This is a genomic window from Reichenbachiella faecimaris, from assembly GCF_900176375.1.
Lineage (GTDB): Bacteria > Bacteroidota > Bacteroidia > Cytophagales > Cyclobacteriaceae > Reichenbachiella > Reichenbachiella faecimaris.
Genome location: NZ_FWYF01000001.1, coordinates 1,281,494 through 1,307,196 on the forward strand (window position 1 = coordinate 1,281,494; position 25,703 = coordinate 1,307,196).

General features: G+C 40.9%; 22 protein-coding genes. 7 read left to right on the top strand and 15 right to left on the bottom strand.

The window, feature by feature from the left end:
- Position 1 precedes the first annotated feature (1 nt).
- From B9A58_RS05430 to B9A58_RS05455, 6 genes are all read right to left on the bottom strand, one after another.
- On the bottom strand, positions 2 to 1,468 hold the full coding sequence (locus B9A58_RS05430; protein ID WP_084371394.1) for a UDP-N-acetylmuramoyl-L-alanyl-D-glutamate--2,6-diaminopimelate ligase: 1,467 nt from the start codon (positions 1,466 to 1,468) through the stop codon (positions 2 to 4).
- Entirely contained in the window at positions 1,465 to 3,561 is a 2,097-nt protein-coding gene (locus B9A58_RS05435; protein ID WP_084371395.1) for a penicillin-binding protein, read from the bottom strand. The genes B9A58_RS05430 and B9A58_RS05435 overlap by 4 nt, the downstream gene beginning before the upstream one ends.
- Complete coding sequence (locus B9A58_RS05440; RefSeq protein ID WP_084371396.1) at positions 3,558 to 3,929, bottom strand: FtsL-like putative cell division protein; 372 nt, start codon at positions 3,927 to 3,929, stop codon at positions 3,558 to 3,560. Before B9A58_RS05440 ends, B9A58_RS05435 begins: the two co-directional genes overlap by 4 nt.
- 2 nt (positions 3,930 to 3,931) lie before the next feature.
- Positions 3,932 to 4,840: a 16S rRNA (cytosine(1402)-N(4))-methyltransferase RsmH gene (gene rsmH, locus B9A58_RS05445; protein ID WP_084371397.1), complete on the bottom strand. Its 909-nt coding sequence runs from the start codon at positions 4,838 to 4,840 to the stop codon at positions 3,932 to 3,934.
- Positions 4,837 to 5,280, bottom strand: coding sequence for a division/cell wall cluster transcriptional repressor MraZ (gene mraZ, locus B9A58_RS05450; RefSeq protein ID WP_084371398.1), 444 nt, complete (start codon positions 5,278 to 5,280; stop codon positions 4,837 to 4,839). The genes rsmH and mraZ overlap by 4 nt, the downstream gene beginning before the upstream one ends.
- A 602-nt stretch (positions 5,281 to 5,882) precedes the next feature.
- The gene (locus tag B9A58_RS05455) at positions 5,883 to 6,524 is read right to left on the bottom strand and encodes a hypothetical protein (protein ID WP_084371399.1); all 642 of its coding nucleotides are present in this window, start codon (positions 6,522 to 6,524) and stop codon (positions 5,883 to 5,885) included.
- 637 nt (positions 6,525 to 7,161) lie between these two features.
- On the opposite strand from B9A58_RS05455, the gene B9A58_RS05460 reads away from it, so the two are divergent.
- Positions 7,162 to 7,896 carry a DUF4145 domain-containing protein gene (locus tag B9A58_RS05460; protein ID WP_084371400.1) on the top strand — a complete coding sequence of 245 codons (735 nt, stop codon included), beginning with the start codon at positions 7,162 to 7,164 and terminating at the stop codon, positions 7,894 to 7,896.
- Between the two features lie 130 nt (positions 7,897 to 8,026).
- Complete coding sequence (locus B9A58_RS05465) at positions 8,027 to 8,782, top strand: HNH endonuclease signature motif containing protein (protein WP_084371401.1); 756 nt, start codon at positions 8,027 to 8,029, stop codon at positions 8,780 to 8,782.
- Between the two features lie 141 nt (positions 8,783 to 8,923).
- On the opposite strand, the gene B9A58_RS05470 is transcribed toward B9A58_RS05465, so the two are convergent.
- Entirely contained in the window at positions 8,924 to 9,475 is a 552-nt protein-coding gene (locus tag B9A58_RS05470; RefSeq protein WP_084371402.1) for an REP-associated tyrosine transposase, read from the bottom strand.
- 97 nt (positions 9,476 to 9,572) lie between these two features.
- On the opposite strand from B9A58_RS05470, the gene B9A58_RS05475 reads away from it, so the two are divergent.
- On the top strand, positions 9,573 to 9,788 hold the full coding sequence (locus tag B9A58_RS05475; protein ID WP_084371403.1) for a hypothetical protein: 216 nt from the start codon (positions 9,573 to 9,575) through the stop codon (positions 9,786 to 9,788).
- Positions 9,789 to 10,003: 215 nt separating this feature from the next.
- Here B9A58_RS05475 and B9A58_RS05480 read toward each other — a convergent pair whose 3' ends face one another.
- The 3 genes from B9A58_RS05480 to B9A58_RS05490 form a co-directional block, all read right to left on the bottom strand.
- Complete coding sequence (locus B9A58_RS05480) at positions 10,004 to 10,753, bottom strand: GIN domain-containing protein (RefSeq protein WP_084371404.1); 750 nt, start codon at positions 10,751 to 10,753, stop codon at positions 10,004 to 10,006.
- A gap of 398 nt (positions 10,754 to 11,151) precedes the next feature.
- A complete protein-coding gene (locus tag B9A58_RS05485) occupies positions 11,152 to 12,120 on the bottom strand; it encodes an alpha/beta hydrolase fold domain-containing protein (protein WP_084371405.1) in 969 nt (322 codons plus the stop codon).
- On the bottom strand, positions 12,111 to 12,509 hold the full coding sequence (locus B9A58_RS05490) for a DUF1761 domain-containing protein (RefSeq protein ID WP_245826994.1): 399 nt from the start codon (positions 12,507 to 12,509) through the stop codon (positions 12,111 to 12,113). Before B9A58_RS05490 ends, B9A58_RS05485 begins: the two co-directional genes overlap by 10 nt.
- A gap of 91 nt (positions 12,510 to 12,600) precedes the next feature.
- On the opposite strand from B9A58_RS05490, the gene B9A58_RS05495 reads away from it, so the two are divergent.
- The 3 genes from B9A58_RS05495 to B9A58_RS05505 all read left to right on the top strand — a co-directional run bounded on the left by B9A58_RS05495 (position 12,601) and on the right by B9A58_RS05505 (position 18,089).
- Positions 12,601 to 13,701: a sensor histidine kinase gene (locus B9A58_RS05495; protein WP_221407815.1), complete on the top strand. Its 1,101-nt coding sequence runs from the start codon at positions 12,601 to 12,603 to the stop codon at positions 13,699 to 13,701.
- The gene (locus B9A58_RS05500; RefSeq protein ID WP_084371408.1) at positions 13,682 to 14,422 is read left to right on the top strand and encodes a LytR/AlgR family response regulator transcription factor; all 741 of its coding nucleotides are present in this window, start codon (positions 13,682 to 13,684) and stop codon (positions 14,420 to 14,422) included. Before B9A58_RS05495 ends, B9A58_RS05500 begins: the two co-directional genes overlap by 20 nt.
- Positions 14,423 to 14,723: 301 nt before the next feature.
- Positions 14,724 to 18,089 (top strand): choice-of-anchor tandem repeat GloVer-containing protein, encoded by a 3,366-nt coding sequence (locus B9A58_RS05505; protein ID WP_176214677.1) that lies wholly within the window; start codon positions 14,724 to 14,726, stop codon positions 18,087 to 18,089.
- Between the two features lie 25 nt (positions 18,090 to 18,114).
- On the opposite strand, the gene B9A58_RS05510 is transcribed toward B9A58_RS05505, so the two are convergent.
- A complete protein-coding gene (locus tag B9A58_RS05510; protein ID WP_084371410.1) occupies positions 18,115 to 18,480 on the bottom strand; it encodes a DUF2200 domain-containing protein in 366 nt (121 codons plus the stop codon).
- A 224-nt stretch (positions 18,481 to 18,704) separates the two neighbouring features.
- Here B9A58_RS05510 and B9A58_RS05515 point away from each other — a divergent pair, with 224 nt between their 5' ends.
- Entirely contained in the window at positions 18,705 to 20,648 is a 1,944-nt protein-coding gene (locus B9A58_RS05515; protein WP_084371411.1) for a tetratricopeptide repeat protein, read from the top strand.
- A gap of 402 nt (positions 20,649 to 21,050) precedes the next feature.
- Here the strand turns inward: B9A58_RS05515 and B9A58_RS05520 are convergent, their stop codons facing one another.
- Genes B9A58_RS05520 through B9A58_RS05530 form a run of 4 tightly spaced genes read right to left on the bottom strand, consistent with a single transcriptional unit; the run spans position 21,051 to position 25,496 of the window.
- Positions 21,051 to 21,407 (bottom strand): SxtJ family membrane protein, encoded by a 357-nt coding sequence (locus tag B9A58_RS05520; RefSeq protein ID WP_084371412.1) that lies wholly within the window; start codon positions 21,405 to 21,407, stop codon positions 21,051 to 21,053.
- Positions 21,408 to 21,413: 6 nt separating this feature from the next.
- Entirely contained in the window at positions 21,414 to 21,563 is a 150-nt protein-coding gene (locus B9A58_RS20320) for a DUF5989 family protein (protein ID WP_176214678.1), read from the bottom strand.
- Positions 21,564 to 21,574: 11 nt separating this feature from the next.
- Positions 21,575 to 23,617: a GDSL-type esterase/lipase family protein gene (locus B9A58_RS05525; protein ID WP_084371413.1), complete on the bottom strand. Its 2,043-nt coding sequence runs from the start codon at positions 23,615 to 23,617 to the stop codon at positions 21,575 to 21,577.
- 7 nt (positions 23,618 to 23,624) lie between these two features.
- Complete coding sequence (locus B9A58_RS05530; RefSeq protein ID WP_084371414.1) at positions 23,625 to 25,496, bottom strand: carbamoyltransferase family protein; 1,872 nt, start codon at positions 25,494 to 25,496, stop codon at positions 23,625 to 23,627.
- Positions 25,497 to 25,703: the final 207 nt, after the last annotated feature.

Below are 25,703 nucleotides of genomic sequence, written 5' to 3' on the forward strand. Positions count from 1 at the left end.
CTTAACTTCTAAATAGTTCTAACATTTCCTTCAAAATCTTTCGATCATCGAAAGGCATTTTTTCTCCTTTTATTTCTTGATAATCTTCGTGCCCCTTTCCTGCGACCAAAATGATGTCATGATCATTAGCCATGGAGCAGGCCGTTTTTATTGCTTCTTTTCTATCTGATATGACCAATGTCTTTTTTACAAAAGATTTACCTACGCCTTTCATCATATCATCTAGAATATCTTTGGACTCTTCATCTCTTGGATTGTCGTCAGTGAAAATGACTTTATCACTCCATTTCACGGCTATAGACGCCATCACAGGTCTTTTGTCTTTGTCTCGATTTCCACCACAGCCTACTACTGTGATCACTTGTTCGTTGCCAGATCGGAAGCCATCTATGGTTTGAAGCACATTTTCCAAAGCATCTGGTGTATGAGCATAATCTACCAAGGCAATAATATCTGAACCTGCCTGGATCACTTCGAATCGACCTGGTGCTGGTTCTAGGCCAGACAACATCATGAGTACCTCTTCTCTATCTTCATGCAGAAGCTCGGCCACAGCATAAGCCGCCAAAAGGTTATAGGCATTGAATTTACCAATCAATCTAAACCACACACTCTGACCATTGATGTCCAATTCCAATCCCTGATAGCTATTGGTGACTACCTTGGCTTTATAGTCAGTCATGAATTTCAGTCCGAAAGAGTATTGTGCGGCTTTAGTGTTTTGCAACATGATTTGTCCACGCCTGTCGTCCAGATTGACCAGTGCGAAAGATGAGGCTGGCAACTCATCAAATAGTCTCTTTTTTGAGTTGATGTAATTTTCGAAAGTCGTGTGATAGTCTAAATGATCATGACTGATATTCATAAACACTGCACCATCAAATGAAAGTCCTGCAATTCGATTTTGATCTATGGCATGCGAGCTCACCTCCATAAAAGCAAACTGACATTTTTCTTTCACCATTTTGGCCATCAATTCATTCAAACTAAGTGCATCAGGTGTGGTATGACTCGAAGGGATTATCTTGTCATTGATCACATTTTCTACTGTAGAAAGCATCCCTGCATGGTAGCCAAGCGATCGAAATAACTTATATAAAAGCGTGACTGTGGTGGTTTTGCCATTGGTACCTGTCACACCCACTAGCTTCAATTTTGCTGACGGATTGCCGTGATAATTAGAAGCTATAATTCCCAGCGCATGACTCGAATTTTTGGTTGCAACGAAAGTCACATCCTTTGCGGGTTCAAATGGCATTTCCTCACATACAACCGCCATTGCGCCTTGTTTGATGGCTTGATCAATGTATTCATGACCATCCACCTGTGTGCCTTTTACTGCTACAAACAAATTGCCTTTTTCGACCTTTCGTGAATCAAATTGCACACCAGTGACTTCCAATCCCATGTCACCCGCGACTGACGTCAAATTCACTTTGTACAATATGTCTTTTAAGAGCATTTTCATCCGAGCGTTAGATTGATTTCGTTGGCATTATTGGTGTTAGATCCAGGCACTACAGATTGCTGCGTTACCCGACCATTACCCGAATAGGTCACTTTCAATTTTTTATTTTCCAAGAGATACAAAGCATCTCTCAAGGTCATACCTCTCACATCAGGCACCACAGATTCCTTGGTATCCAGTTTTGACCAATCAATTGAATTGTTATTGATTCTGGCTTTGACCCAATCTGATTCTTCTGTCAGGTGGTTAGAAATTCCGATAGTATTGCAGATAAGCGAAAGATCTTTGTGTTCACCAGCTCTGATCACTGGGAAAATGCCCTCTACTACTTCTTGTCCTTCAAACGGATCATTCAGCTCTACATCCAATGCATAGATTTTGTCGGCTATTTCTTTAAACACTGGTGCTGATACGTCGCTTCCGTAGATTCTGAATTTTTTAGGATTGTCAATCACTACTATGCAGCTGTATTTTGGTTTGTCAGCTGGGAAATAACCTGCAAACGACGTGTAGTACTTATTGATGTACTTCCCATTTTTTACATGTTTGGCCGTTCCCGTTTTACCAGCTATGCTGTAATATGAATCATTGATATTTTGTGCTGTACCCCTTTCCACCACTCCTTCGAGCATTTCTCTCACTTTGTTGAGTGTAATTTGAGAACAGATTTTTTTGTTGATCACTCTGGTTTCAAATGTCTCGATGGTTTTATCTGCAGACATCACACCTTTTACCAAAATTGGCTGGATCATTCTTCCATTATTAGCGACTGCATTGTAAAGAGCCAAGGTGTGCAAGGGCGTCATGGTCAATTCATAGCCATGCGACATCCAAGGTAATGAAACCCCACTCCAGGTCGAATCTGCTGGACTTTTGATGTATGGTCTTCCCTCACCAATCAATTGAAAACCCAGTGGTTTAGTCAATCCCATGCTTGTCAAATAGTCTATAAAAGTTTGTGGCTTATCACCAAATTCATCTTCGATCAACTTAGCGGTACCAATGTTGGAAGACTTTTCAAAAACCTGCTGCACGGTGAGCGTACCATATCCTCCTGGCTTGTGATCTTTCATCACCTGATCGTAAAACTTCATGGTACCATCACCAGTTTGCACTGAATCGTTGAGTCCTACGCTTGCCTCTTCGAAAAGTGCAATCATACTAGCCAATTTGAAAGTAGACCCTGGCTCTCTAGACCCTTGGCTACCTACTGCATAATTGTAATTTTCATAATAACCCCCTCCGTTTCTCTTGCTCAAATTAGAAATGGCTTTGATTTCACCAGTAGCCACTTCCATCACCACCACGCAGCCGTAATCCGCATCATTATGGGTTAAAGCTTTGAGTAAAGCTGACTCGGCCACATCTTGCAGGTCTACATTGATCGTAGTCACAATATCTAAACCGTTTTGAGGTTTCACTTCTGTCCCGTCATAAACGGGCTTCCAGGTGCCGCCAGATATTTTTTGATAAAGGGCTTTGCCATTACGACCCATCAAATCTTTGTTGAAACTATATTCCAATCCAACAACTCCTCTGTCGTCTTCATTGATGGTTCCGATGGTACGATAGCCTAAATAAGAAAAAGGTCGAAACCTTTTGTCCACCTTTTCAAATATTACTCCGCCACGCATTCGCCCTTCTTCGAAGATGGGCCATTGGGACATCTGCTTTTTGGTTTGGTAATTGATCTCTTGCCTATTGAGTGCGAGATAGCGCCTACCCGACTGCCGGGCATCTATAATTCGGCGTTTGTAATCCGTGGCTGAATAGTCTCGAAACTGTCTGGCGAGCCGTTCGGACAATTCATTAATTCCATTATTGAATACCCGATCGCTCGGTAGTGAAGGATCTATGGCCACTTTATAAAATGGCAAAGAGGTGGCTAATAAACTTCCATTGTCAGAGTAGATATTGCCACGCGTGGCTTTTACATTTCTATATTGAAGGCCAATGTTTTCGGCCTTTTTCTTCCACTTACCACCATCCAGATTCTGGATTTCTACAATCTTATAAATAATGGCAAACGAAAAAAGTAGCGCTACCAAATAGGCTACACGTACTCTGAGCAATATGGTGGATTTAAAGCTCATTCCTGATTTTCTATAATTTTGAACGGCGGCTCGATACTTTCTTTCAACCCTAGGGTCTTGGCCTTTTTAGCCACTTCAGATTGCTTGCTGGTGTACATATAGTCCGCCTTGAGCGTGGTGTAATCTGCTCTTAGATCCTCTACAGCCACTCTAAGTTTAGTGGCCTTTCTGATATTTTTTTCGGCGTAGTGTAGGTTGCCAATGTAGACGATACAAAGTACTGTACTAAAAAGAAATGGCATGAGAAACTGCACAGGAAGTCCTTTGTCGAAGAATTTTTCGACGTTAATGAGGTTTTCAAGAAGAGAAAAAAAGCTTCTCCGACTTCCGCCGGCGCCCTGAGATTGTTTGTAGGTGTTAGATGCCATGGTCAGATTTTTTCTGCTATTCTCAATTTTGCACTGCGTGCCCTGTTGTTTTCATTTATTTCGTCATCGCTTGCTGTTACTGGTTTTCTGGTGATGGTTTGAAGTGGCTTACTCACATTGCCATACAGATCCTTTTCCAGCTCACCATGAAATTTTCCTTTGTTTATGAAGTTTTTAACTGGTCTGTCTTCCAACGAGTGGTAGGACATAATCACCAGCCTTCCTTTTTCATTTAATACCTCTGCACTTTGCTCTAGCATTTCTTCTAGGGCTTTCATTTCTTCATTTACTTCTATTCGAATACCTTGAAAAACCTGAGCGAAGTATCTATTCTCTTTTCGTCGCGGGGCAAATTTTCTCAACACACCCAACAATTGCTCAATAGTTTCGAAAGGTGCTAAATGCCTTTCTGAACATAACGCTGCTGCCAGCGTCTTAGCGTTTCTGACTTCACCATACTGACCTAAAATTCTGTGCAACTCACGTTCGTCGTAAGTGTTTAGAATTTCAGCAGCAGACACGCCTTGCTTCTGATTCATGCGCATGTCTAGTGGGCCGTCGAATCTTGTGGAGAATCCTCTCTCTGCGGTGTTGATCTGATGAGATGAAACACCTAAATCTCCCAAGATGCCGTCGACCTTCTTTACGCCATGCAGGCGTAAGAATTTTTTCAGGTTTCTGAAATTGGTTTGAATAAATGTGAAAGAACGATTGTCTATAGCTTCAGCATTCAATCGGGCCTCATCGTCCTGATCAAATGCGTACAACTTCCCTTTCTCGCTTAAGTGCTTTAGAATTTCTTTGGAATGACCACCACCACCAAAAGTGATGTCCACATAGATGCCGTCCGCTTTGATCGCCAACCCGTCCATACATTCTTTCAGCATTACGGGGTTGTGATATTCACTCATTCATCTAAAAATTTCTTGGCCAAATCCGAATACTCCTCATTGTCCTCTATCAAGTATTCTTCATACAAGGTCGGACTCCATATCTCTATCGTATTGCCTGCTCCTACTACCATCACGTTCTTTTCCAGTTTGGCATGGTCTATCCAGCCTTTTGGGATCAGAAAACGCCCAGCACTGTCCAATTCGACAGGAGCTACACTACGAAAAAAGTTTCTTTTCAATTTTCTCTGGGCGGCATCAAAATCACTCAATGACGCGAACTTATTGTGTATTTTCTTGTACTCCAGCATGGTGTACAAGACCAAGTTGGGATCAAATCCCTTCATCACAACGAGCTCGTTGCCAGACACTTCGGGCAGATTGGCTTTAATCTTTGCAGGTAAAACCAATCTACCCTTAGCATCTAACTTACACTCATATTCGCTTGTAAAAAAAGCCATAGAGTTATAGAAAAATATAAACCACCACTACAAACTTAATGAAGTTTTGGAATTATTCACCACTTTCCTCCACTTTTTACCACAAGATGGAAAAATTTGTGAATTTGTGGGCAAAACCACCAAATAAAGGGCATAAAAAAGCCCCAGCTAAAAACCGGGGCACGTGACGTTTTTCTTGAATTCGAGTGATTTTGCTCTGAAATCTCAGCTAATTTCTAAAAAGTGTAAAATCGTGGGGCGCTGTGGTAGAAGTGCTGATCTTCTGGTTTTCCGCCCTTGTTGGTCTTGCCCCAAAGGGATGCCTATGGCATGACCAACAAGACAGCTGCAGCTAATGACTACCACTTGAGGTTTGTTGGAGACACCTGTCTGCCGACAGGCAGGACTCCTACTAAGACAAGGAGTCCGTAGAGAATTAGAAAACACGAATTATAAATGCGTGCTAGCGGAGATTCGGATCAAAAAAAGAGGCGGTTTCAAAAACTTGTCATTTCGACCAGATGGGAGAAATCTCATTAAGCTTGAGATTGATAATCCATTTGTTAAGATTTCTCCTAACGTCGAAATGACACCTTATTTTATTTCAGAAACCGCCTACGTTATCAATTCTTAACGATGTGTCGGGCAGCGTCGTAGCCTACGTAGAAAGCCGGATTCGAACGTTTGAACCGCTTCAGCACATTGTCGAGTCGGGCCAGGGTTTTGTTTACCTCATCGAACAGGGCTGCCAAATCCTCGGTCGCCATTCGGGACTGGATCTGGTACGAGCGCGGTACACCTCGCTTGTCCTGAAAGATCGCAAAAGACGTCTTCACCTCTTCGATCTGATCGGCAGACATGCCATAGTCAGCCATCTCAGCCACATGACCATCCAACAAGTCGATCACGTTTTTGGTTTTGATCTCAAAGTCCTCGTTGGCCAGGCGGAAATAATCCGAAGCAGAGTTGGATGACTTGGACAAGAGTTCGGCATTCTCGGTATCTGCGGCATAGGCCTCCAGTATGTCGTCCAGGATATCCATCTTCTGTGCGATCTGCTGCTTGAGCTCGCGCAGGGAAGCACTGATGAAAACCTGCGAAGACTCCTGCTTGAGGGAGGCCTCCTGGATGCCCTGGATCGCCTGTATCAGGGTTGTTTTGTAATTGCTGATGATCGGGATGGCACTCCATACAGCAGCATTAGCATCCAGATAAGCGTTGGTGGCTTGTGCCATCTCCAGTCGGTTGATTTGTTCACGCGTCATAATTTTTACGTTATTAAAGGTTAGCCAAAATGCTGCTGGGGGATGAAAATAAGGGATCAACCCATGATATCAAAGCATTGAATAAATAATTGCCTGTTATTAACGAATCTTTTTATAAGCCTAACGGGCTATGCAGCCTTCCGAGCGGTTGGTGCAAAGCTCCGAGCAGTGCTTGCACGCTTCCTGGGGCTTCTTGCAGGATTCAGAGTGACTGTTGCAGAACTCTGAGACCTTCTTGCAGACCTCAGCGCTGCTTGTGCAGACTTCCGAGGGCTTTGTGCAAGGGCCCGAGCACTTCTTGCAGCCCATCAAGGAGTTTGTGCAGACCTCCGAGGGGTTCTTGCGGACTGCACAGAAATAGCTTCCGTGTGAGATGGAGTGGTTGCAGAAAATATAAGGATTCACCCAGCAGAATAGTACATAATCAGGAAAAGTCGGGTGAATTCCCCTTAAACATTTGATCAGAATAAAATTATGTATAATCTTAAAGTAGGGTCAGGTGTCGCAGCGCCTGACTTCCCGCACATTTTGAGATAAGAAAAACATTTTATAATCAACTCTACTGGTATGAATGTAGTGCAAATAAAATGCACTTTAGACCATATCAGATTGATGTAATCACCGCAATTAGCCAATCATGAGAAAATTTGAACTGAACAAGTCCTTTGATAAAAATTACTCCGTCCTATGCCAAACTTGCAAGGTGACAACTAAGCACAAGGTTTTAACTTCTGTTAACGAATACGGAAAAGAACCAATGGATTATGGTGACTTCTATCAGTGGAATAACGATTACGAAATCATTCAGTGTCTTGGATGCGAAACAGTATCCTTCAGATCAGACCATGCCAATTCCGAAGATTATGATCCAGAAGATGGTGATTATTACTCGAATGAACTTCTCTATCCTAAGCGAACAAAGGAATCCTTAACTGCACAAAGTTTCTTCAATGTTCCTCATAACTTAAGAAGAATTTACAAAGAAACGATTGAAAGCTACAACTCGGATAGTCTAACTCTATGTGGTGCTGGTGTAAGAGCATTAGTAGAAGGTCTTTGTCAAGAAAATGGGATACCTGATGGCGAAGTGGAACAAACAAAGAAGGACGGAACAATTAAGAAAGTCCGCAAAACAAATCTACAAGCCAAAATCAACGGACTTCACGAGAAAGGTAAAATAACCAAAGCAAACGCAGACATATTACACGAACATCGTTTTCTAGGCAATACGGCAGTCCATGAACTTTCAACACCAAATAAAGATGATTTACGTCTGGCTCTTGAGATAATAGAAAATGTATTTGACAATCTCTATGAAATACCAGAAAAGGCATCTCAATTACGATTTCAAAGGCTCAGAAAGAACAAATGAATACATCTAAAAACCCATAGGCTTATTAGCTATTTGCAAAGGGTATTTGAATCAAATAAAATTAAAGAATTTAACAAAGGCCAAGCCTACGAATTTTAGCTTGGCGTTAGCATAGCATTCATCTTGCAAGATGGCAAAGCAAAGAAAAAGCATACCACAATTACTTAAGAAACGATCAATTCTACAGAAGGAAATTGAATCCAAATGCCCCATTTGCGACTCTAGCGATGTGGAACATTTTCAGATTCACCACATTGACGAAAATCCTTCAAACAACAACATTTCGAATCTTCTCTTGATCTGTCCAACATGTCACTCAAAAATTACTAAAGGCGACTTAGACCGAATCTATATCGAACAACTGAAATATCAAGTTTTGAACGCCAAACTAAAACTTATATCAGTTGAACCTTCCAAAATCTGTTCTTGGACTAAAGACTCGAATCTAAAAACTGCTTTTTGGCTTGATGATCTTCATGATGATAAATCCTTTAATCCAATTCTAACCTTTACGATTAAAAATTGTGGTAACTCTTCGGAACTTCTTGAAGGGGTCAGCCTTTCCGCCAACCATCTGCCGAGTGGATTATCAGGGATCCCTAGAGCTTACGAACTAAAATCAATTGGAAGATATCCTATAGAACTCCCAAGACCTGATGAAAATTCAACTGCAAAGTTTGAAAATCAAATTGTCATTCCTGCCAATGACTTCTGTAAGATTGAACTAGAAGTCATTAACAAATTTCAAGGTAATGCTAGCCCAATAACCACGAGGAAGGCATTGCGTTTCACCTTCAATTCCAACGAACTGAACTTCGAAATTCCAGTAATCTATCTGAACTGTAACTCTGAAGATCCGACATACGCAATTGTCTTACTGAGTTAGCAGAAATGACGAAATACTAACATCCCCCGCTCTTTTAAGTCTTAGCATAGCGAGACCGGGATACGCAGTCACCGTTGTTTTAAGTGTTCTGAAGGATCACTTAAAACCTGAAGATATCTAGTGTCTCTGACACGGCTCTTCTTATGCGATTATCGAAATCTCCAATGAGCCCTTTTGGCCAGCATAGCATTTTGCGCTAGAGTAAAGATAGTGCTCTGGCTCATCGGTTAATCTAGCTTCTACTGGATTGTTGTGAATATAATCCAGTTTCTGATCCATAAATTTATTAGAAACCAATTGCTCTGCGTGATTGTCCTGTCTCCAAAATTGATAACTTTTATTATTACTGTTTTTTCTTCCTGCTGACTCAAAAATCCACAACATCCAATTCTTCCTACTTTCCCCTGTATTTTCTTTAATTGATTTGATGATTTTTGACGATGTAAATTTTTTAAAATCTCTTACAATATCTGATAATGATTCTCCATCTTCCTTTCTTGATATGATCAAATGAAGGTGATTAGACATTAATACCCAAGCATGAATGATTAGCCCTTTCTCAGTCTGGCAATGTTTCAAACTATCAACCACGATCAGCCGATAATCATCTCTGGTGAACACATCCACCCACTCCACAACTGTGAAAGTCACGAAGTACATGCCAAGAGGATCATTGAATTTATAAGCAGACATATCTCAAATATATGGAGATCTTGCTTCCTGGTTCGTGTCGCAGACACTGGTTTTCATTTCTTACCTTCAAGTCTCCCTTCTGAAGACTTAAAAGAACATGGCTGGATTTGTATTAGAACCAAAATATTGGAAATATAGCAGTGCTGCTGATTATGCAGGAAGAAAAGATTTTGGAATATTGATTATGTTTGACTGTAAGAGGAATGGGTACAAGCTACAAGCTCGCACCAGCGGTGGGCTTAGAAAACAACATGTCAATAAGGTTTTAGTAGAAAATTTCATTTCAAAGGGGTTAGTACATTCTAATATTTAAGGACTTGGTATTCTTAAGACTTTTATCAAAATGTGCTAATACAATTTAATCAAATCATTTCTAAACTAAAACCAATACCTATTTTACCCCCTCAAAAAAGCTTAATAATTCTACTTTGTAAATGAGTCAACTACTTCAATAGTCCATCTCATCGTAGATTGTCTAACCCCCATAATAAGAAAAGGCGTACTCCCGCCCCACTACGTATAAGACTCTCAGTTCTCTGCTTTTTCGACGGTGCCAGAGCTTGTTGCATTCACTTTCAAGGTCGGATTTCCCATATAAATCACTTTTCCGCCACTCACTACATTGGCTACTAGCGATTCGGAAACTGAAACCTCGGCGCGACCGTTACCATGTGCCTGAGCTGTCAGGGTCTTGCACTGCAAACCAAAACCCTTGTACACGCCTGAGGTGTTGGCATTTACTTTAAGCTCCTCTACTTTGCCCGTGATATCCAATTTACCATTTCCAGCTATGGTTGCGTCCAGTTCATTGGCCTCAATGGCCAATTGGGCTTTTGCCGACCTACCAATAGACACGACTGCAGATCGGGTTTTAGCCGTCATGTCCAGCTTACTACCTGTGGTCACGACTATTTTCAAATCGCTGGCCGCTGGTGCATCTTTTACGCTGAGGGTGGCCCCATTTCTGACGTCAATCCCTTCCATAGCACTGGTTGTATAGATTTTGGCGCTGACGGATACTCCGTCCAGCTTATTGGTGTTCTTGAATGTCAAAAGCAACTGCCCTGCTTCGATCTCTGAGGTGACTTTATCTTCTTTGGTTCCGCTGACGGTCAGCACTACTTTATTGGAGGTGCCCTTGAGCAGCTCTGCCTGGATGCCATAGTCTACAGACACGGATTTAAAATCTCCTAATGCTCTCTCTACTGCCTGCTGAGCAAACAAGGGTACGCCACTGGAAACGACAATTATTGCGAATAATACGATGGTGTTTTTCATAAATGATACTGGTTGATGTTAATAACTGTCTTAGCTAACGTCAATTTAATCTATATATTATACAATATATGAGTTCTTCCATCGCTGAACTACGTGGTGTAATGTCAGTAAGGTGAGACCGAGCCGAGCAGTAACGAAGGCTTGAATCATGAACAAGTCTGTAGGCTTAGATTCGACCGTGTGGTTAAAAATTATTCTAAGTTTATCCGATTGACTACAGGCAATCAATAGCAAAAAATCAGTGATAAAAAATAAAATTTCATGGCTGATTAGTATATAGCCACAATCAACATGGTGACCAAGGACCAACATTTTTAACATTCAATTTCTAAAATCCATCAAATAATCAACATTCCTAAGTGACTATTTTGGGCTAAATCAACAATTCGATAAATCCGTCACAAGTGATCCATAAACTGAGTTACTTTCCCAAAAAAAGGACTTCTTTCATTCTTTAATTCATTCACAAAGGCATAATGATCCTTTGTGTCAAAAATATGAGTCTGCACTTTAATTCCATTGTCCTCAAATTCCTTCATCATATTTAGGCTCTCTTTTGTAATAAGTGAGTTTTCATGCTTCCCCCATGAGATCAAAAAGCGAGGAATTACTTTTCCTATTGACTTGCTTTCAACATAAGATGTACATGACGCTTGATTCCAAACATTTTCGTCATCTCCAAACACCATCCCAAGATATTTTTTTGTAGCTCCACCTTCCTGAGGTTTTATTTCAAATGCAGCGCTTATTGTTAGAACCCCTTGTATACTTTTAGCCTTTAATTTGTGCTTTTTCAGATACCTGCCATCCAAAGCAATTAAAGAAACTAGATGACCACCTGCAGAATGGCCCATTAAATAGATTTTATTTCTATCACCATTATAGTTCCTGATAAATTGGTTCGTCCAATTAATAGCGGAGGCCACATCTTCTGTATGAGCAGGAAATTTTACTAATGGCGACAATCTATAGTTTACTACCACGGCCGTTAACCCCTGGGCTGCTAAATGAGTAGCCATTTCTCCATATTGCCTTTTGTCACCACTTAGCCAACCACCTCCATGAACAAATAACAAAACCTTGGCATTTTTTGACTCACTGTTCCAGTAAACATCTAGGCTTTGTAGAGAATCTTTTGCTTCAGTATAGAAAATATCCCTATGATACTTAACATTGGCTGTGTCTAAACTTTTGGTTTGTTGTGAAAACGAATTTTCACCAAACAGTAGTACCAAAATTAGGATCATTACGAATCTCATAATCTTTTGTGTTGTGGTTGAATTAGAATCAATTCCATTTGATTCTACTCGCATTGATGTTGAAACTTCTACTTTTCGCACCCATTCATTGATCGTGATTATCTCCACCCACCAATGATGAGTCCCATTAGGGTAAGCGCCACTACACTATATCCTGCATTAATAAGAAATAGCTTGAATGATCTCCTTTCAAATAAATAATGAGTGCCCAGAAAGGTGGCTACCCATCCTGCCCCTGCCAGAAAGCCATAAAAAGCTCCTGTGGATAAGTCAGTATCAGGCCCCAAGAACATGGCTAAATTGATTGCTGCTACCAATCCTAGAATAAATGAAAGCCCGAAAATTTTTGACATATTTCCTTTTTTCAAGTCATCTTCTGAAAAACTATTCTCTTTCATCCATGCTTTCCCAAAAGCGATAGGTGAATACCAAATCCCACCAATCAAGAAGGTAGAAAGTGCTGCTGCTAAAATTGCCCAATAATTTAAAGTGTCCATATCGATAAATTTTCGTTAATAATTAAGTTGTATTATATGACGTAACTATGTGGTGAATTTGCAAACTTTATGCGAACCAAAGAGGATGAAAATGACCGAAACGGAAGTATCTGGGATTGAATCGGAAAAAAAACATACTCAAAATGATGTGCATCTAAACGATTGGAAGCTTAGGCTGATTGGCATTCCTTTTTTTGGTATTTTGATTCCCAATGTAGCCGGATTATTTGGGAATCTCTCATTGACTAGTTTCACTTATTGGATGGGGTATCTGTATTTTGTCTTGCTAGCCTATCTGATATGGCAAGGCAATCGCTACTTGTTATTCAGAACTCGTCAGCGCTTCACCTGGTTTGACAAACCCATGGAAAAGCTGGTACTCCTATTGATTAATAACATTTTCTATACTGCACCACTTACAGTGGCATGGTTATGCACTTGGTACCTATTGGCTGGGTTTGCCAAAACGGATTGGAATGCTGTTGAGATGGTGGTACTTATCAATGTGATTTGTGTGCTGTTCGTTACCCATGTATATGAGACGGTCTTTTTAGTAAAGGAAAAAGAAAGTGAGACAGTGAAGAACGAGCAATTGCAACGAGCCAAAGCTGAGGCGGAGCTTGTAGCACTGAAAAACCAGGTAGATCCACATTTTATGTTCAATTCACTAAATACTCTTTCTTATCTTGTGAAATCTGATTCAGATAAAGCATTGATATTCACTGAAAACTTGGCGGATATCTATCGATATATACTCATGCAGAAGGATTACGCTTTGATATTATTGGAGGATGAATTGGCCTTTACAGAACGATATTTATCATTATTACATTTGAGATTTGGGAATGCACTGATTGTAAGAAAGGGATACTCTGATTTAGATACAAAAAAATTCCTTGTCCCTCCCACTTCCGTGTTTGTTGCTTTCGAAAACGCGGTAAAGCATAATGAAATCAGCGAAAAAAAACCACTATTAATTGTGATTGATATACGGGAAAACAGATTAATAATCAGCAACACGATCCAGAAAAAGGGAAATATTCAGGACTCCACAAAAATAGGATTAAAGAATCTCGACGAAAGATTTATGTTGGTGACGGATAGCCATATTGAAACCACTCAGACTAGTGATAAATTTATAGTAAACTTACCGTTAAGTCCATTAGCAACTCATGAAAGTCATACTAATTGAAGATGAATTACCGGCAAGGGCTAAGCTAGAAGAAATGCTTATAGCCATAGGCGGTTCTATTGAAATTATTGGGAAGTTAGGTAGCGTAGAAGAGACCTTGCACTGGCTTCAAAATAACCCAGAACCCGACCTTGGCTTTGTAGATATTCAGCTTTCGGATGATCATTCTTTTGAAATTTTCAAAAGACATCCTATTAAGTTTCCGATAATATTCACAACTGCTTTCGATAAGTATCTATTGACCTCATTTGAATTCAATTCTATTGATTATCTGCTAAAACCTATTACGGAAGATAGATTGCGACGCTCGCTAGAAAAGGTAAAGTCATTGCACGATCACTTTGTTCAAGGAAATTTGCTAAAGATCTTAAATCATATAAAATCTCCAGTTACCAATCGTGTTTTGGGAAAGAAGGGGGCTGAATTTGTGGCATTAGACGTAAATGATATTGCCTACTTCTTTACTGAGCATAAGATCGTTTTTGCTAAGGATTTTAAAGAGAGACAGTTGATTGTGGATAAAACCATTTCTGAATTGGAGAGCATGCTCGACTCTAACTCTTTTTTTAGACTTAATCGGAAATACCTGAGTTCTCTCTCGGCCATTGAAAAATTCAGATCTGAAAATGGAAAAATAAAAGTGCAACTGAAGCCCGATAGTAAGGAAGATGTTTTTGTAAGCAAGGAAACAGCTCCCAAATTTCGCAACTGGATTGGCTGAAACTTGGCTCTGCACAAAAAACCTACAATTCGTGTTAGTTATTAACATATTCGAAACGCTTCAATTTTAGCACCTAACACTCACCTGTGAACTGTTCCAATCATTTTCAAACTTCTATTCAACAGTCATCTCTATTGGTCTAACAGCCGACTTCGGCACAACCTTCATCCAGTTTCTTTTGAATTATTATACTATTTCTGTAAATTATATATAATCCACCATCACATCCTGTATTATGTATTGCCGCCAAACAACAAAAGCACTCGCTGTGTTTTGCTATATGTTCTTTAGCATCCTTCAATTGAAATCACAAACTATTGAACTCTGGGGAGCAACATCCTCAGGAGGGGATAGCGACATAGGTCTAATATATAAAACTGATGGTAACGGAAATAATCTAGAAGTACTGCATTCCTTAATTCGATACAAAGGTGCGAGTCCAGGCAATCAGCAACTTGTGCAGGCGTCAAACGGCAAGCTTTATGGAATGACCCATGATGGTGGAAACTCTAGTTTTCATGGAGTGCTCTTTGAATATGATCCTGCAAATGATGAATATGATGTTAAAATTGAATTTGACGGAAGCAATTTAGGCAGAGATCCATTTGGGGGCATGATTTTAGGGTCCAATGGTCTGATCTATGGCTTGGTTTCAGATGGGGGTACAGCTTTCGATGGCGTAATCTTCAGCTATGATGCCGTTAATGATATTTACACCAAACTTTTTGACTTTGATGATGCCAACGATGAGGGCTGGAACCCAGAAGGCAGCCTTTTTGAGGCTACCAATGGTAAGCTCTATGGAATGACTCAGTTTGGTGGAACTGGCGGGGCTAACGGAGAAGGCGTACTGTTTGAATTTGATCCAGATGCCACTGAAGGTGAAGAGTATACTGTACTGGTAAACTTCGATGGCACCAGCTATGGTGCCCGACCCGTAGGTGACCTATTTGGCATTGATGATGTGCTTTATGGCATGACAGACATCGGCGGTACCAGCGATCTCGGCGTACTTTTTAAGTATGACCTCTTGGCCACTCCTAGCGAAGAGTACACGAAAATACTAGACTTTACAGGTACCGCCAATGGCAGTAGGCCCAAAGGGGGGCTTATGCGAGCCTCAGACGGAATGATCTATGGCATGACCTCAACCGGAGGCACAAACGATCACGGGACTATTTTCAAATTAGATCCTTCTGATGATTCATTTGAAAAAATATTTGACTTTTATGATGATGAAAGTGGAGCAGGGCCTTATGGAAAACTAATCGAAACTTCAGATAATCTTCTACACGGTACCACCCGTATTGGAGGAGCAAACGGTGACGGTGTACTATTTACATTCGATCCATCGGGTGGTTACACCCATAGGTTGGACTTTGAGGAATTTACCACTGGTAGGCAGCCAGTGGGAAGTTTGCTTCAAGCTTCTAATGACAAACTGTATGGACTTTCATCCAGTGGAGGAGCAGCTGGTCGTGGCACTTTGTTTGAGTATGACCTGATCAATGATACATTTGATAAGAAAATTGATTTTTTCGCTGCGCCTGATGGTCAAGAAATCGAAGGTGAATTCGTTGAAGCTAGCAATGGTCGATTATATGGTACAGCAAGACAAGGGGGATTAGAAAATACAGGTGTACTTTTTGAGTTTAACCCTGTATCAAATACCTACACAAAAAAAATAGATTTTATCACTGATGAAAACGGAGGAGAACCCAGAAGCCAGCTCATCCTTGCGCCAAATGGCAATCTCTATGGAATGACTCGATATGGAATCACTGGTGAAGCAGGTACGCTATTCGAATATGATCCAATCAACGACGAACTCAACACAATAGTAGCTTACGATGGCACCAACGGTAACTCTCCACAAAAAATAATCATAAACGAGGCCAATAATACATTGTATGGAATAGCAGAAGGTGGAGAAAATGATGTAGGTGTTTTGTTTGCGTATGACCTCACCAATGAGTCGTATGCAGTTCTCATTCACTTTGAAACGATTGCTAGCGGTCATACACCCACAGATATTTTACTTGACGAAAACATAATATATGGTACTACTTATTATGGAGGTACTGGTGGTGCCGACTTTGGCACCTTTGGTGAAAATGGCCTGGGGGTGTTTTATGAGTACAATTTAGCTACAGATACTTATGATAAAAAAATAGATTTCGACGGGACTACTAGTGGCATATTTCCAATGGAAGGTTTGATTCAAGCCTCAAATGGTAAAATATATGGAACCACCAGTGACTCAGAGGCAATCAGTTTTGGAAGTATATTCGAATATGATCCAGTGACCGAATCCTTTAATGAAAATAATGGTTTTGATTTCACTATCGGGGCAGGTCCATTTGGCTTGGTAGAGGCTAGCAATGGAAAGCTGTACGGATTAGCTGAATATGGAGGAGATGGCAATGATGGTACTTTCTTTGAATTTGATCCAAATGACACTGATCCAGAAACAGCCCTAAGCTTGAAATTTAATATGAACGATGTAGGTGGGCAAGATCCCATTGGATTAATAAATGTATTTAATGGAAAACTATATGGCATTACAGGCAGTGATCCTTTTGGGTCGGGTGTCTTGTTTGAATATGATCCATCTACTGATGCATTTACTGAAAAACATAATACACAAGGAATACCCCAGTTGTCTTTCGAATACATAGTTGAAAAAGGAGATCAAAATATTGAATTCTCGGCTAGCAATAAGACCTACGGCGATGCGCCGTTTACCCTTTCAGCAACGTCTAACTCATCTAACACGATTGCCTTCTCAAGTTCAAATCAAGAGGCCATATCTGTATCAGGAGAATCAGCAACTGTATTAGGGGCAGGTACTACTACCCTGTCAGCAAGTCAGGCAGAGAGTAAGTACTATAATGCCGGGTCTACGGATGATGAAGTGATTGTAGCAAAAGCTGTATTGACTGTGACCCCCGACAACAAAACAAAAGTGTACGGCGAACTCAACCCAGATTTCACTTGGGTCTATGACGGTTTCGCAAACGATGAAAATGAAGCAGTACTGAATACCAGGCCCACAGTAGAAACAAACATCACTTTGGAAACCAGTGTTGGCACCTATGAATTTGTTGCTTCTGGAGGTGAAGACAACAATTACAGTTTTTCTTACGAAGAAGGTCAGCTCATCATTACAAAGGCAGATCTGATGGTTAGCGCCGACGACCTCACCATCCCCGAGCATACTGAAATACCCGAGCTCACAATAAGTTACGCTGGGTTTGTCAATGGTGATACCGAGAATGATATCACTCCACCTACCATATCTACCACAGCCACCTCAACAAGCCAGGATGGCACCTACCCGATCGTACTCTCAGGGGGCATAGCACAGAACTATGAATTGACCCTGGTCAACGGCACTTTAACCATTGAATTTGTTTTAAATGCCACTCAGCTAGCCAATACCCGTTTGAAAATTTACCCCAATCCAGCTGATGATTATGTAGTGTTAGAGGGCATCCAAATACCAATCCGAGGGATTCGATTGGTAGATCAGGAAGGAAAAATAAGACAAGATTTCAGTAGATATAAGGATAATCATTTCGATATTTCATCAGTATCATCAGGGGTTTATTATTTAATAGTTGATACGGATATAATGCCCTGGGTAGCGCGTTTCATAGTTAGATAGAATCCTCAAAGTATTGCGAGTACAACTATATCAGCAGGTTATCCTCCCTCAAAATCTTCTCCATCTTCTTACCTCTGGCCAATTCATCAATGAGTTTGTCCAGGTAGCGAACTTCTTGCATGAGTGGTTCTTCTATATCTTCCACCCTGATGCCGCAAACTACGCCTTTGATTAGTTTTCGGTTTGGGTTGAGCTTTGGGGCTTCAGCAAAGAAATGCTCGAAGTCAGTTTTCTTTTCTATAACGTTATCTAATCCCCTTTGGCCATAGCCTGTCAGCCAATGGATGATCTCGTCTACCTCTGCTTTGGTTCTGCCCTTTTTCTCTGCTTTGGCTACATAGTGTGGATACACACCTGCAAAGCTCATGGTATAGATTCTGTGTTTTGTCATTTCTTGAATAGACTACTGTTTTGCCGAAAACTAAATTTAACAAGGTTTGTTGACATTAAATAGTACTCAAAAATCGAGAAACGAGAAAACACAATCGTCTGGAATTGCACAGGAAGAGGACACATTAGTACAATTCACAGTACTTCTCAGAATAATGACGTTTTTATTTTTTCGACTAAAAAATCTTTTGGAATTTGCTTGTGCTCAACTTTTCCTATTGGCTAATGAAGAAACTATTGGTGCATATCCTGATTGCCATAATGTGCTATGGGTATGGTCACGCTGAGCAAACAGATTCCCTAAAATATAAGCTTCAAAATACTACTTCAGATACCAGTCGCGTAAACCTTTTTGCTAAGCTAGGGTTTGAATATGCCTTCATTCATCTGGACTCCGCTCGGCAATATTGCAAACTCGCCATTCAGCTGGCCGAAGAGATAGACCATAAGCGTGGTAAAGCAGACGCACTTAACAATCTGGCCATTTCTTACGACATAGAGGGCAATCATGAAGTAGCCGTCACCTATTTTCTAATGGCTCTAGATCTATATCAAATCCTTCGCTACAAGCCGGGATTGGCCAGAGTTTACAACAACTGTGGCATGGTTTATCAAAGTCTGACTGATACAGCCAAATCGCTTGCCTATCATAAAAAATCACTTCAAATAGAAAAGGAGCTTGGAGATTCTCTTGGAATCTCCTATTCAATGATCCAAGTAGCCGCCTTGCAGCTTCAAATGCAAAACTATGATCAATCACTTCTCCATTATACCTCAGCGCTAGAAATGCTGAATGCACTCAATGATGAACAGGGGCTCGCTTATACGCATTGGGGATTGGGTGAATTGTACATGTATACAAATCAACCACAATTGGCCATGAAGCACGCTCAAAAAGCTTTCCTATTTTTCGAATCTGAAGAAAACAAAAAAGGGATGTCAGAAACATCCATAATAATTGGCAAAACTCATTTGCTTGAGCAAAACTTGAATCCAGCAGAAAAGTACTTGTTGAAGGCTCTTGATTTGAGTCAGGAATTAGGAACCCAAAATGTGACGCTCGAATGTCTTTTAAATTTAACCAACTTGTACAAATCACTCAACAAGTATGAAGTGGCACTGAATTATCACGAAAAATATACTGCCTTGCAGCTAGTCATCCGAAAAAATGAGATGACCAGCAATATCAAAGAAATAGAATCGAAATACGACTTTGAAAGACAACAACAAGAAATACAGCTATTGAACAAAGAAAACCTCTATCAGACAGTTTTGAGAAATATTGCCATTAGCGTTCTTTTGGTTATAGCCATACTTCTCCTGCTTTTATATTGGGCCTATCTCGCCAAAGCAAAAACCATGGAAGCCTTGAAGGACAAAAACATTGAAATAGAGCGAAAAAATGGGATTATAGAAAATGAGAAAAAGAACGCTCTAGCAGCTGCCAAAGCCAAAGCTGATTTTCTTTCTGTAATGAGTCACGAAATCAGAACACCCATGAACGTAGTGATTGGCGCCATACATTTGCTCCTAGAGGACAATCCAAAGCCTCACCAGATTGACAATCTGAACATGCTCAAATTTTCAGCAGAAAACCTACTCACGCTACTCAATGACATTCTTGACTTAAACAAACTTGAATCAGGTAAATTGAAACTGGAATCAACCCCTTTTGATTTAAACTTACTCGTAAAAAGTATGAGTGAAGGATTTGGAAAAGAAGCCATAAAAAAAGGAATTGAACTGAAATTGAACATAAGCTCAGACATTCCAAATCAGCTGATAGGTGACCCTGGAAGGCTGTCTCAAGTATTGAACAATTTACTGAGCAACAGCATCAAATTTACCGATAAGGGAACAGTCACGTTAACTATCAAATCCGTCAAAAAAAGTCGGAAAAAGATTAGGCTTAAGTTCGTCATAGAAGATACGGGCATTGGTATAGCACCAGACAAACAGCAAATCATTTTTGACAATTTTATCCAAGCCGACTCAGACACCACTAGGAAATACAGTGGAACGGGTCTTGGTTTATCCATCGCCAAGCATATTCTCAAGCTTTTTGAGAGCGAAATCAAACTCAAGAGTGAGCTTGGTAAGGGCTCCAGATTTTCGTTTAGAATGAATTTTAGGACAGATTTGATCCCTGAGAACAATTACATTTCATGATTTTGAAAAGAAGAAGCGGCCAAACCACTAAAACCGAGCACCTGCCCGGCCACTAGCTATATTGCCAGGTCAGTCACCACAAAAGTAGGGCGCCTCTTTACCATGTACTAGTAGAAAACCGACTTCAGAGAATTGCTGTCAATTTCATAAAACAAAAATCAGCATGGAGTTGATCAATACTGATTCGCATTATTTACTTGAACCTGATATTGCTGCTCTGTCTATTCAGGACTATTTTGGTTGTCTTCAAATAAGACCCGTTGATATCAATGAATAGTCTTTTAATTTGATTTCTTATGCCTCTTCGTCCGTTTGGCGAGACTAGCTTAATCATCACGTTATTGGAATCAAAAACAAGTCTGAATCATCTGAATTCTTCTAGTGCTAAATAGGTTCAAACAGCTACCACGGGTGCTCAAAATCGTGAGGTTCATAGGTATGTTGTCTGGTCAGGAAAAAAGAAGAACGCGTTTGATCCAATTCAGGCCTCTTTGAAAGGATTCGTCTAAGCAAAGCCACTGGGGTGAGTATCAGATAGAAAACAATCGCAAGCAATATGTGAGTATTGATAGCACCCAGTATCATTGACAAGCCCTTCCACACGCGTACAATATGCCTGCCCAACCAGGGAGATATTACCCCTAATACCAAGATGCTAATTGATATATACCACAGATAGACGATATCCAGCCAGAAGTAAAGCAATGCCAAACCAGACGAGATCACCAAAAGCGTCTCAAAGTCCTTTTTAATTTTCATAATCAGTCAGAAAATGGAGTAAATAAATGGCGCGATTGCGGAACCTCCACCTATTACAATGACGAAACCAAGTAGCAGCAAAACAAAAATGATTGGTGCTAACCACCATGCCTTTCGTTCCAATAAAAACTTCCACAAGTCGATAATAAATTCCATGTTACTAAGGTTTAATTACAAAATTTCCTACTCAATTTCTTCGCATCCAAATGGCCATAGCTCGCCGCCATCTTCCAATCAGCACAAGCCGATTCCTGATTTCCCAAACCATAAAAAGCATAACCTCTGATAAAATAAGGGAGTGGTCGAACACTTTCTCCTGATGCAATTATTTCGTTAAAATCCTCTATAGTTCCTGCATAGTCCTTGAGCTCGAACCGAGCAACTCCGCGCTGATGATGTGCCTCCAAGTTGTCTGGTTCTAGTCGCAACGCAATTTCAAAATCTTGGACGGCTTTGGGGAAATTATCCGTCATCGCATAAGCAATCCCTCTTTGGATGTAAAGGCTCGTTTCTTCTGAACGTTGGTTGATCGCTTTTGAAAAATAGGTAATGGAAGATCTAAACGTTTGATTTTTGGCTTGCAATAAGCCAAGCATCTTATTTTTTGAGGCTGTTTCGGGCTGAGCACTCAGCTGATCAATTAATAATGGAATGGATTGTGCAACCATCCCTTTTTCCTCCAAATAAGAAATCATACTGAGATAGGGCTTTTCTTTGGATGGAAAATAACTCGAAAACACGTCCATCTCCCGGCGAAAAGCAATCAAATCATGATCCAGAAGATACCTGCCCGCAATAATGACACGAGCAGAATCTACATTTTTCACGGCCCCCATTTGATCTACAAAATCATCCTGTCTTATGGTGTGCAACAATGGATTTGGCATCCCTTTAGGTACATAAGGATAGTTGCCCAAAAGATTCACAAGTGTCAAGTCGGCTTGAACTGAATCTAGTTTGGTAAATGGCATAGTGGCAAGCAGTAGACTATCAGACAGTCCGATAGCCATGTCAATGCCCACTGAAGGCAAAAGTCCATGCTTTTCGATCATGGTATAGTAAGCTTTGCTGAGTTCAAAATATCCTCGAAGGTTAGGATGAAGATGATCGCACATGAGGTTGTTGCCAACTATCTGTTCTTCAGAAATATTGTTGAACCAATCGTCTACTTCCACTAATGGTACATCAAATTCCTTCGTCAGTTGGCGAATGGTTTCATTGATTTTTTCAGGGGCTCTAAAACGCAATCCGTCCAATTCCTTGGCTTTTATGAAATGTTGCCTGGCTTGTGCAAAATCACCCATGCCCAACAATCGATGAGCCAGTTCAAAATGCTGAACGGCAGACCGACCTGTTTCATCTTTTTCGTCCGAATTGAATGGCTTGTGATCCTTTAGATTACTTGATAAGGTGCCCAGTATTACTGGTACATTTGCTGTCTGGATCAAACTCAGTATTTTTTTCATATTGTATTGAAACTGTGATAGGCCAGCTTCATAAACGGACGATCCCTGATATACGAAACTTTCTCCTATCATGTCCTCCATGAGATTAGCAGAATGCTTGGGTTGTCCATACGAAATAGAGGCTACCAACCCCTCCATCAATTGAAATGTTTTGAATTCCTTCAACCAAAGTAGGGTGCTGACAAAAGCAGGGCAAATGCCAAATGACCGGGAAGAAGCCGGTCCCAACGCCCCGTAATATTCATTGTGTCCAGCGTAAATCAATAACAAATCTGGCTGCTGAGCTAAAACCTCTGGCAGCATGTCTAGCAGGGTATGTGTGTTGATGGCACTGGCGCCTAGGTTGATCACTTCGACCGATTGGTTGGGGTGGAGCAAGTCGAGTCGGCGTTTGAGGTGACTAGGGAAAGCGGCATTTTGTGCATACGGAAAACCCTGCGCACTACTCCCTCCCAACACAAAAATTCTAAAGCTATCTGGTTCCTTTTTTTCTTTAAAACCAATACCCTTGAAGAAAACCGTTCCTTTCAAATCACCAAAATACTTATAGCTCCGTTGGGGATTGAGATAAAGCATGCCTGGGGTGCCACCGTCCGGTTTAATAAACAGACTATAGTCATTCCCATAGTTGAAAGCTACAAGGCCTAATTCTACAAAAACAAAAAATAACACAGGCAACAACGCCATAATTACATAATATACAAATAGGGTCGGTTTCCTCTGATTTTCATTAGTCATTTTCATTGCTCTTCTAATCCAACACAAACTCTTCTTGCCAACGATCTTGTTTTTTCCATTTGGGCTGTGCCTGTTTTCCAAACAGACAATTATTGATAACCAAATAATCCATCTCCGTCCGCATAAAACAACGATAAGCATCTTCAGCTGTGCAGACTATAGGCTCTCCCCTTACATTAAAGCTCGTATTGATCACCACACTACAACCAGTAAGTTGTTTAAATGAATCAATCAGCTGCCAAAATTTTGGATTGGTCTCTTTACTTACGGTCTGAACTCTTGCGGACAAATCTACATGCGTGATCGACTGGAGCTCTGACCGAGGCACATCGAGTCGATCCCACATACTCAGCTTATGATAATCATCCGGCAAAGCCTGACGTAACTGTTTAGCAACAGGCTGCACCTGAAGCATATAGGGCGAATCCCCAGACATCTCGAAATAAGACCATGCATCCTCTTCCAAAACGGCTGGGGCAAATGGCCTGAAGCTTTCTCGGTATTTGATCTTTTGGTTGATCTTTCTCTGCATGTCAGGATTTCTTGGATCTCCAAGAATACTTCGGTTGCCCAAGGCCCTTGGGCCAAACTCCATCCTACCCTGGCACCAACCCACAACATACCCCTGATCCAACAGTGATGCTACTTCTTGTGTCAATTGATCAACACTTTCAAACTCATGACAAACTGCCCGATGTATCTGAAGCAAATGGTCAAGCTCGGCTTGATCTGCCTCTGGCCCCAGATAGGTACCCTTCATGGCATCCTTCTTATTGGCCTTGAAGCTTCGCTTACGTCCAAAATAAATGTGCTCTACCGCTAATGCCGCGCCAAGGGCTCCTCCGGCATCTCCAGCTGCTGGCTGGATATAAATATTTTCAAATGGCCCATTTGTAGCCAGCTTACCATTCGCCACACAGTTGAGTGCCACTCCGCCAGATAAGCACAGGTTCTTTTGGCCAGTCAGTCGCTGAGCCTCCTCAGCCATTTTCATCACCACTTCTTCGGTAACCTGCTGAATGGCAAACGCCAAATTAAGATGGACACTTGTAAAGACCTCTTCGGGTGACTTTCTTGAAATGCCAAAAAGTTGCTCCCACTTTTTTTCCTTTACCATCTTCAAACCGATAGCATAGTCGAAATACTTTTGATTCAGACTAATCGAGCCATCGTTCTTAATGGTTATCAATTCAGTTTTGATCAGATCGACGAACTGCTGCGTTTGGCTGCTTTTAGGATTACCGTATGGGGCCAATCCCATCAACTTGTATTCTCCAGAGTTGACCCTAAACCCTAAATAATAGGTAAATGCGGAGTACAACAGCCCCAAAGAATTTGGGAAATGCAATTCTTTTAATATCTGTATTTTGTTGCCCTTGCCCCAACCAATGGAGGCAGTTGCCCATTCCCCTACTCCGTCGATCGTGAGTATAGCTGCCTCTTCGTACGGTGACACAAAAAAGCTACTCGCTCCGTGAGACAAATGATGTTCGGTAAAAAGCAATTTCAGTTTTTTACGATCATATTGCTGGACGCTTTGGAGTCCATTTTTTATTTCCCTTTTTAGGAAAATTTTTTCCTTCATCCAAACAGGCATCGCCTTGAGAAAGGAGATCAACCCAAGCGGGGCGTAGGCATAATAGGTCTCCAAAAGACGTTCGAATTTGAGTAACGGCTTGTCATAAAACACCACCGCTTCTAACTCATCTAATTTTACTTTTGCTTCTTCGAGGCAGTACCCAATAGCGCACTGGGGAAAAGCAGCATCGTGCTTAATTCTTGTAAATCGTTCTTCCTGCGCCGCCGCCACAACCTCCCCATTTCGAAGAATAGCCGCAGCCGAATCATGATAAAAACATGAAATGCCCAGAATGTAATTGTCCATCTAGATTCACCGTTTATTTCAAATTTGCACCCATCAAAAACAGATCTGATTGGCGAAATTGAAGTTAACATTGGCACCCTGAAGGTTGGTGGAATAATTGGCCAAAAAAAGGGAAAATTGAGACATGTATGATTCAGCATGTCCTTGAATAGTGTTTTGGAGCACTTAGGCATAAAAAAAGGAGGATCATTACTGACCCTCCTTTTT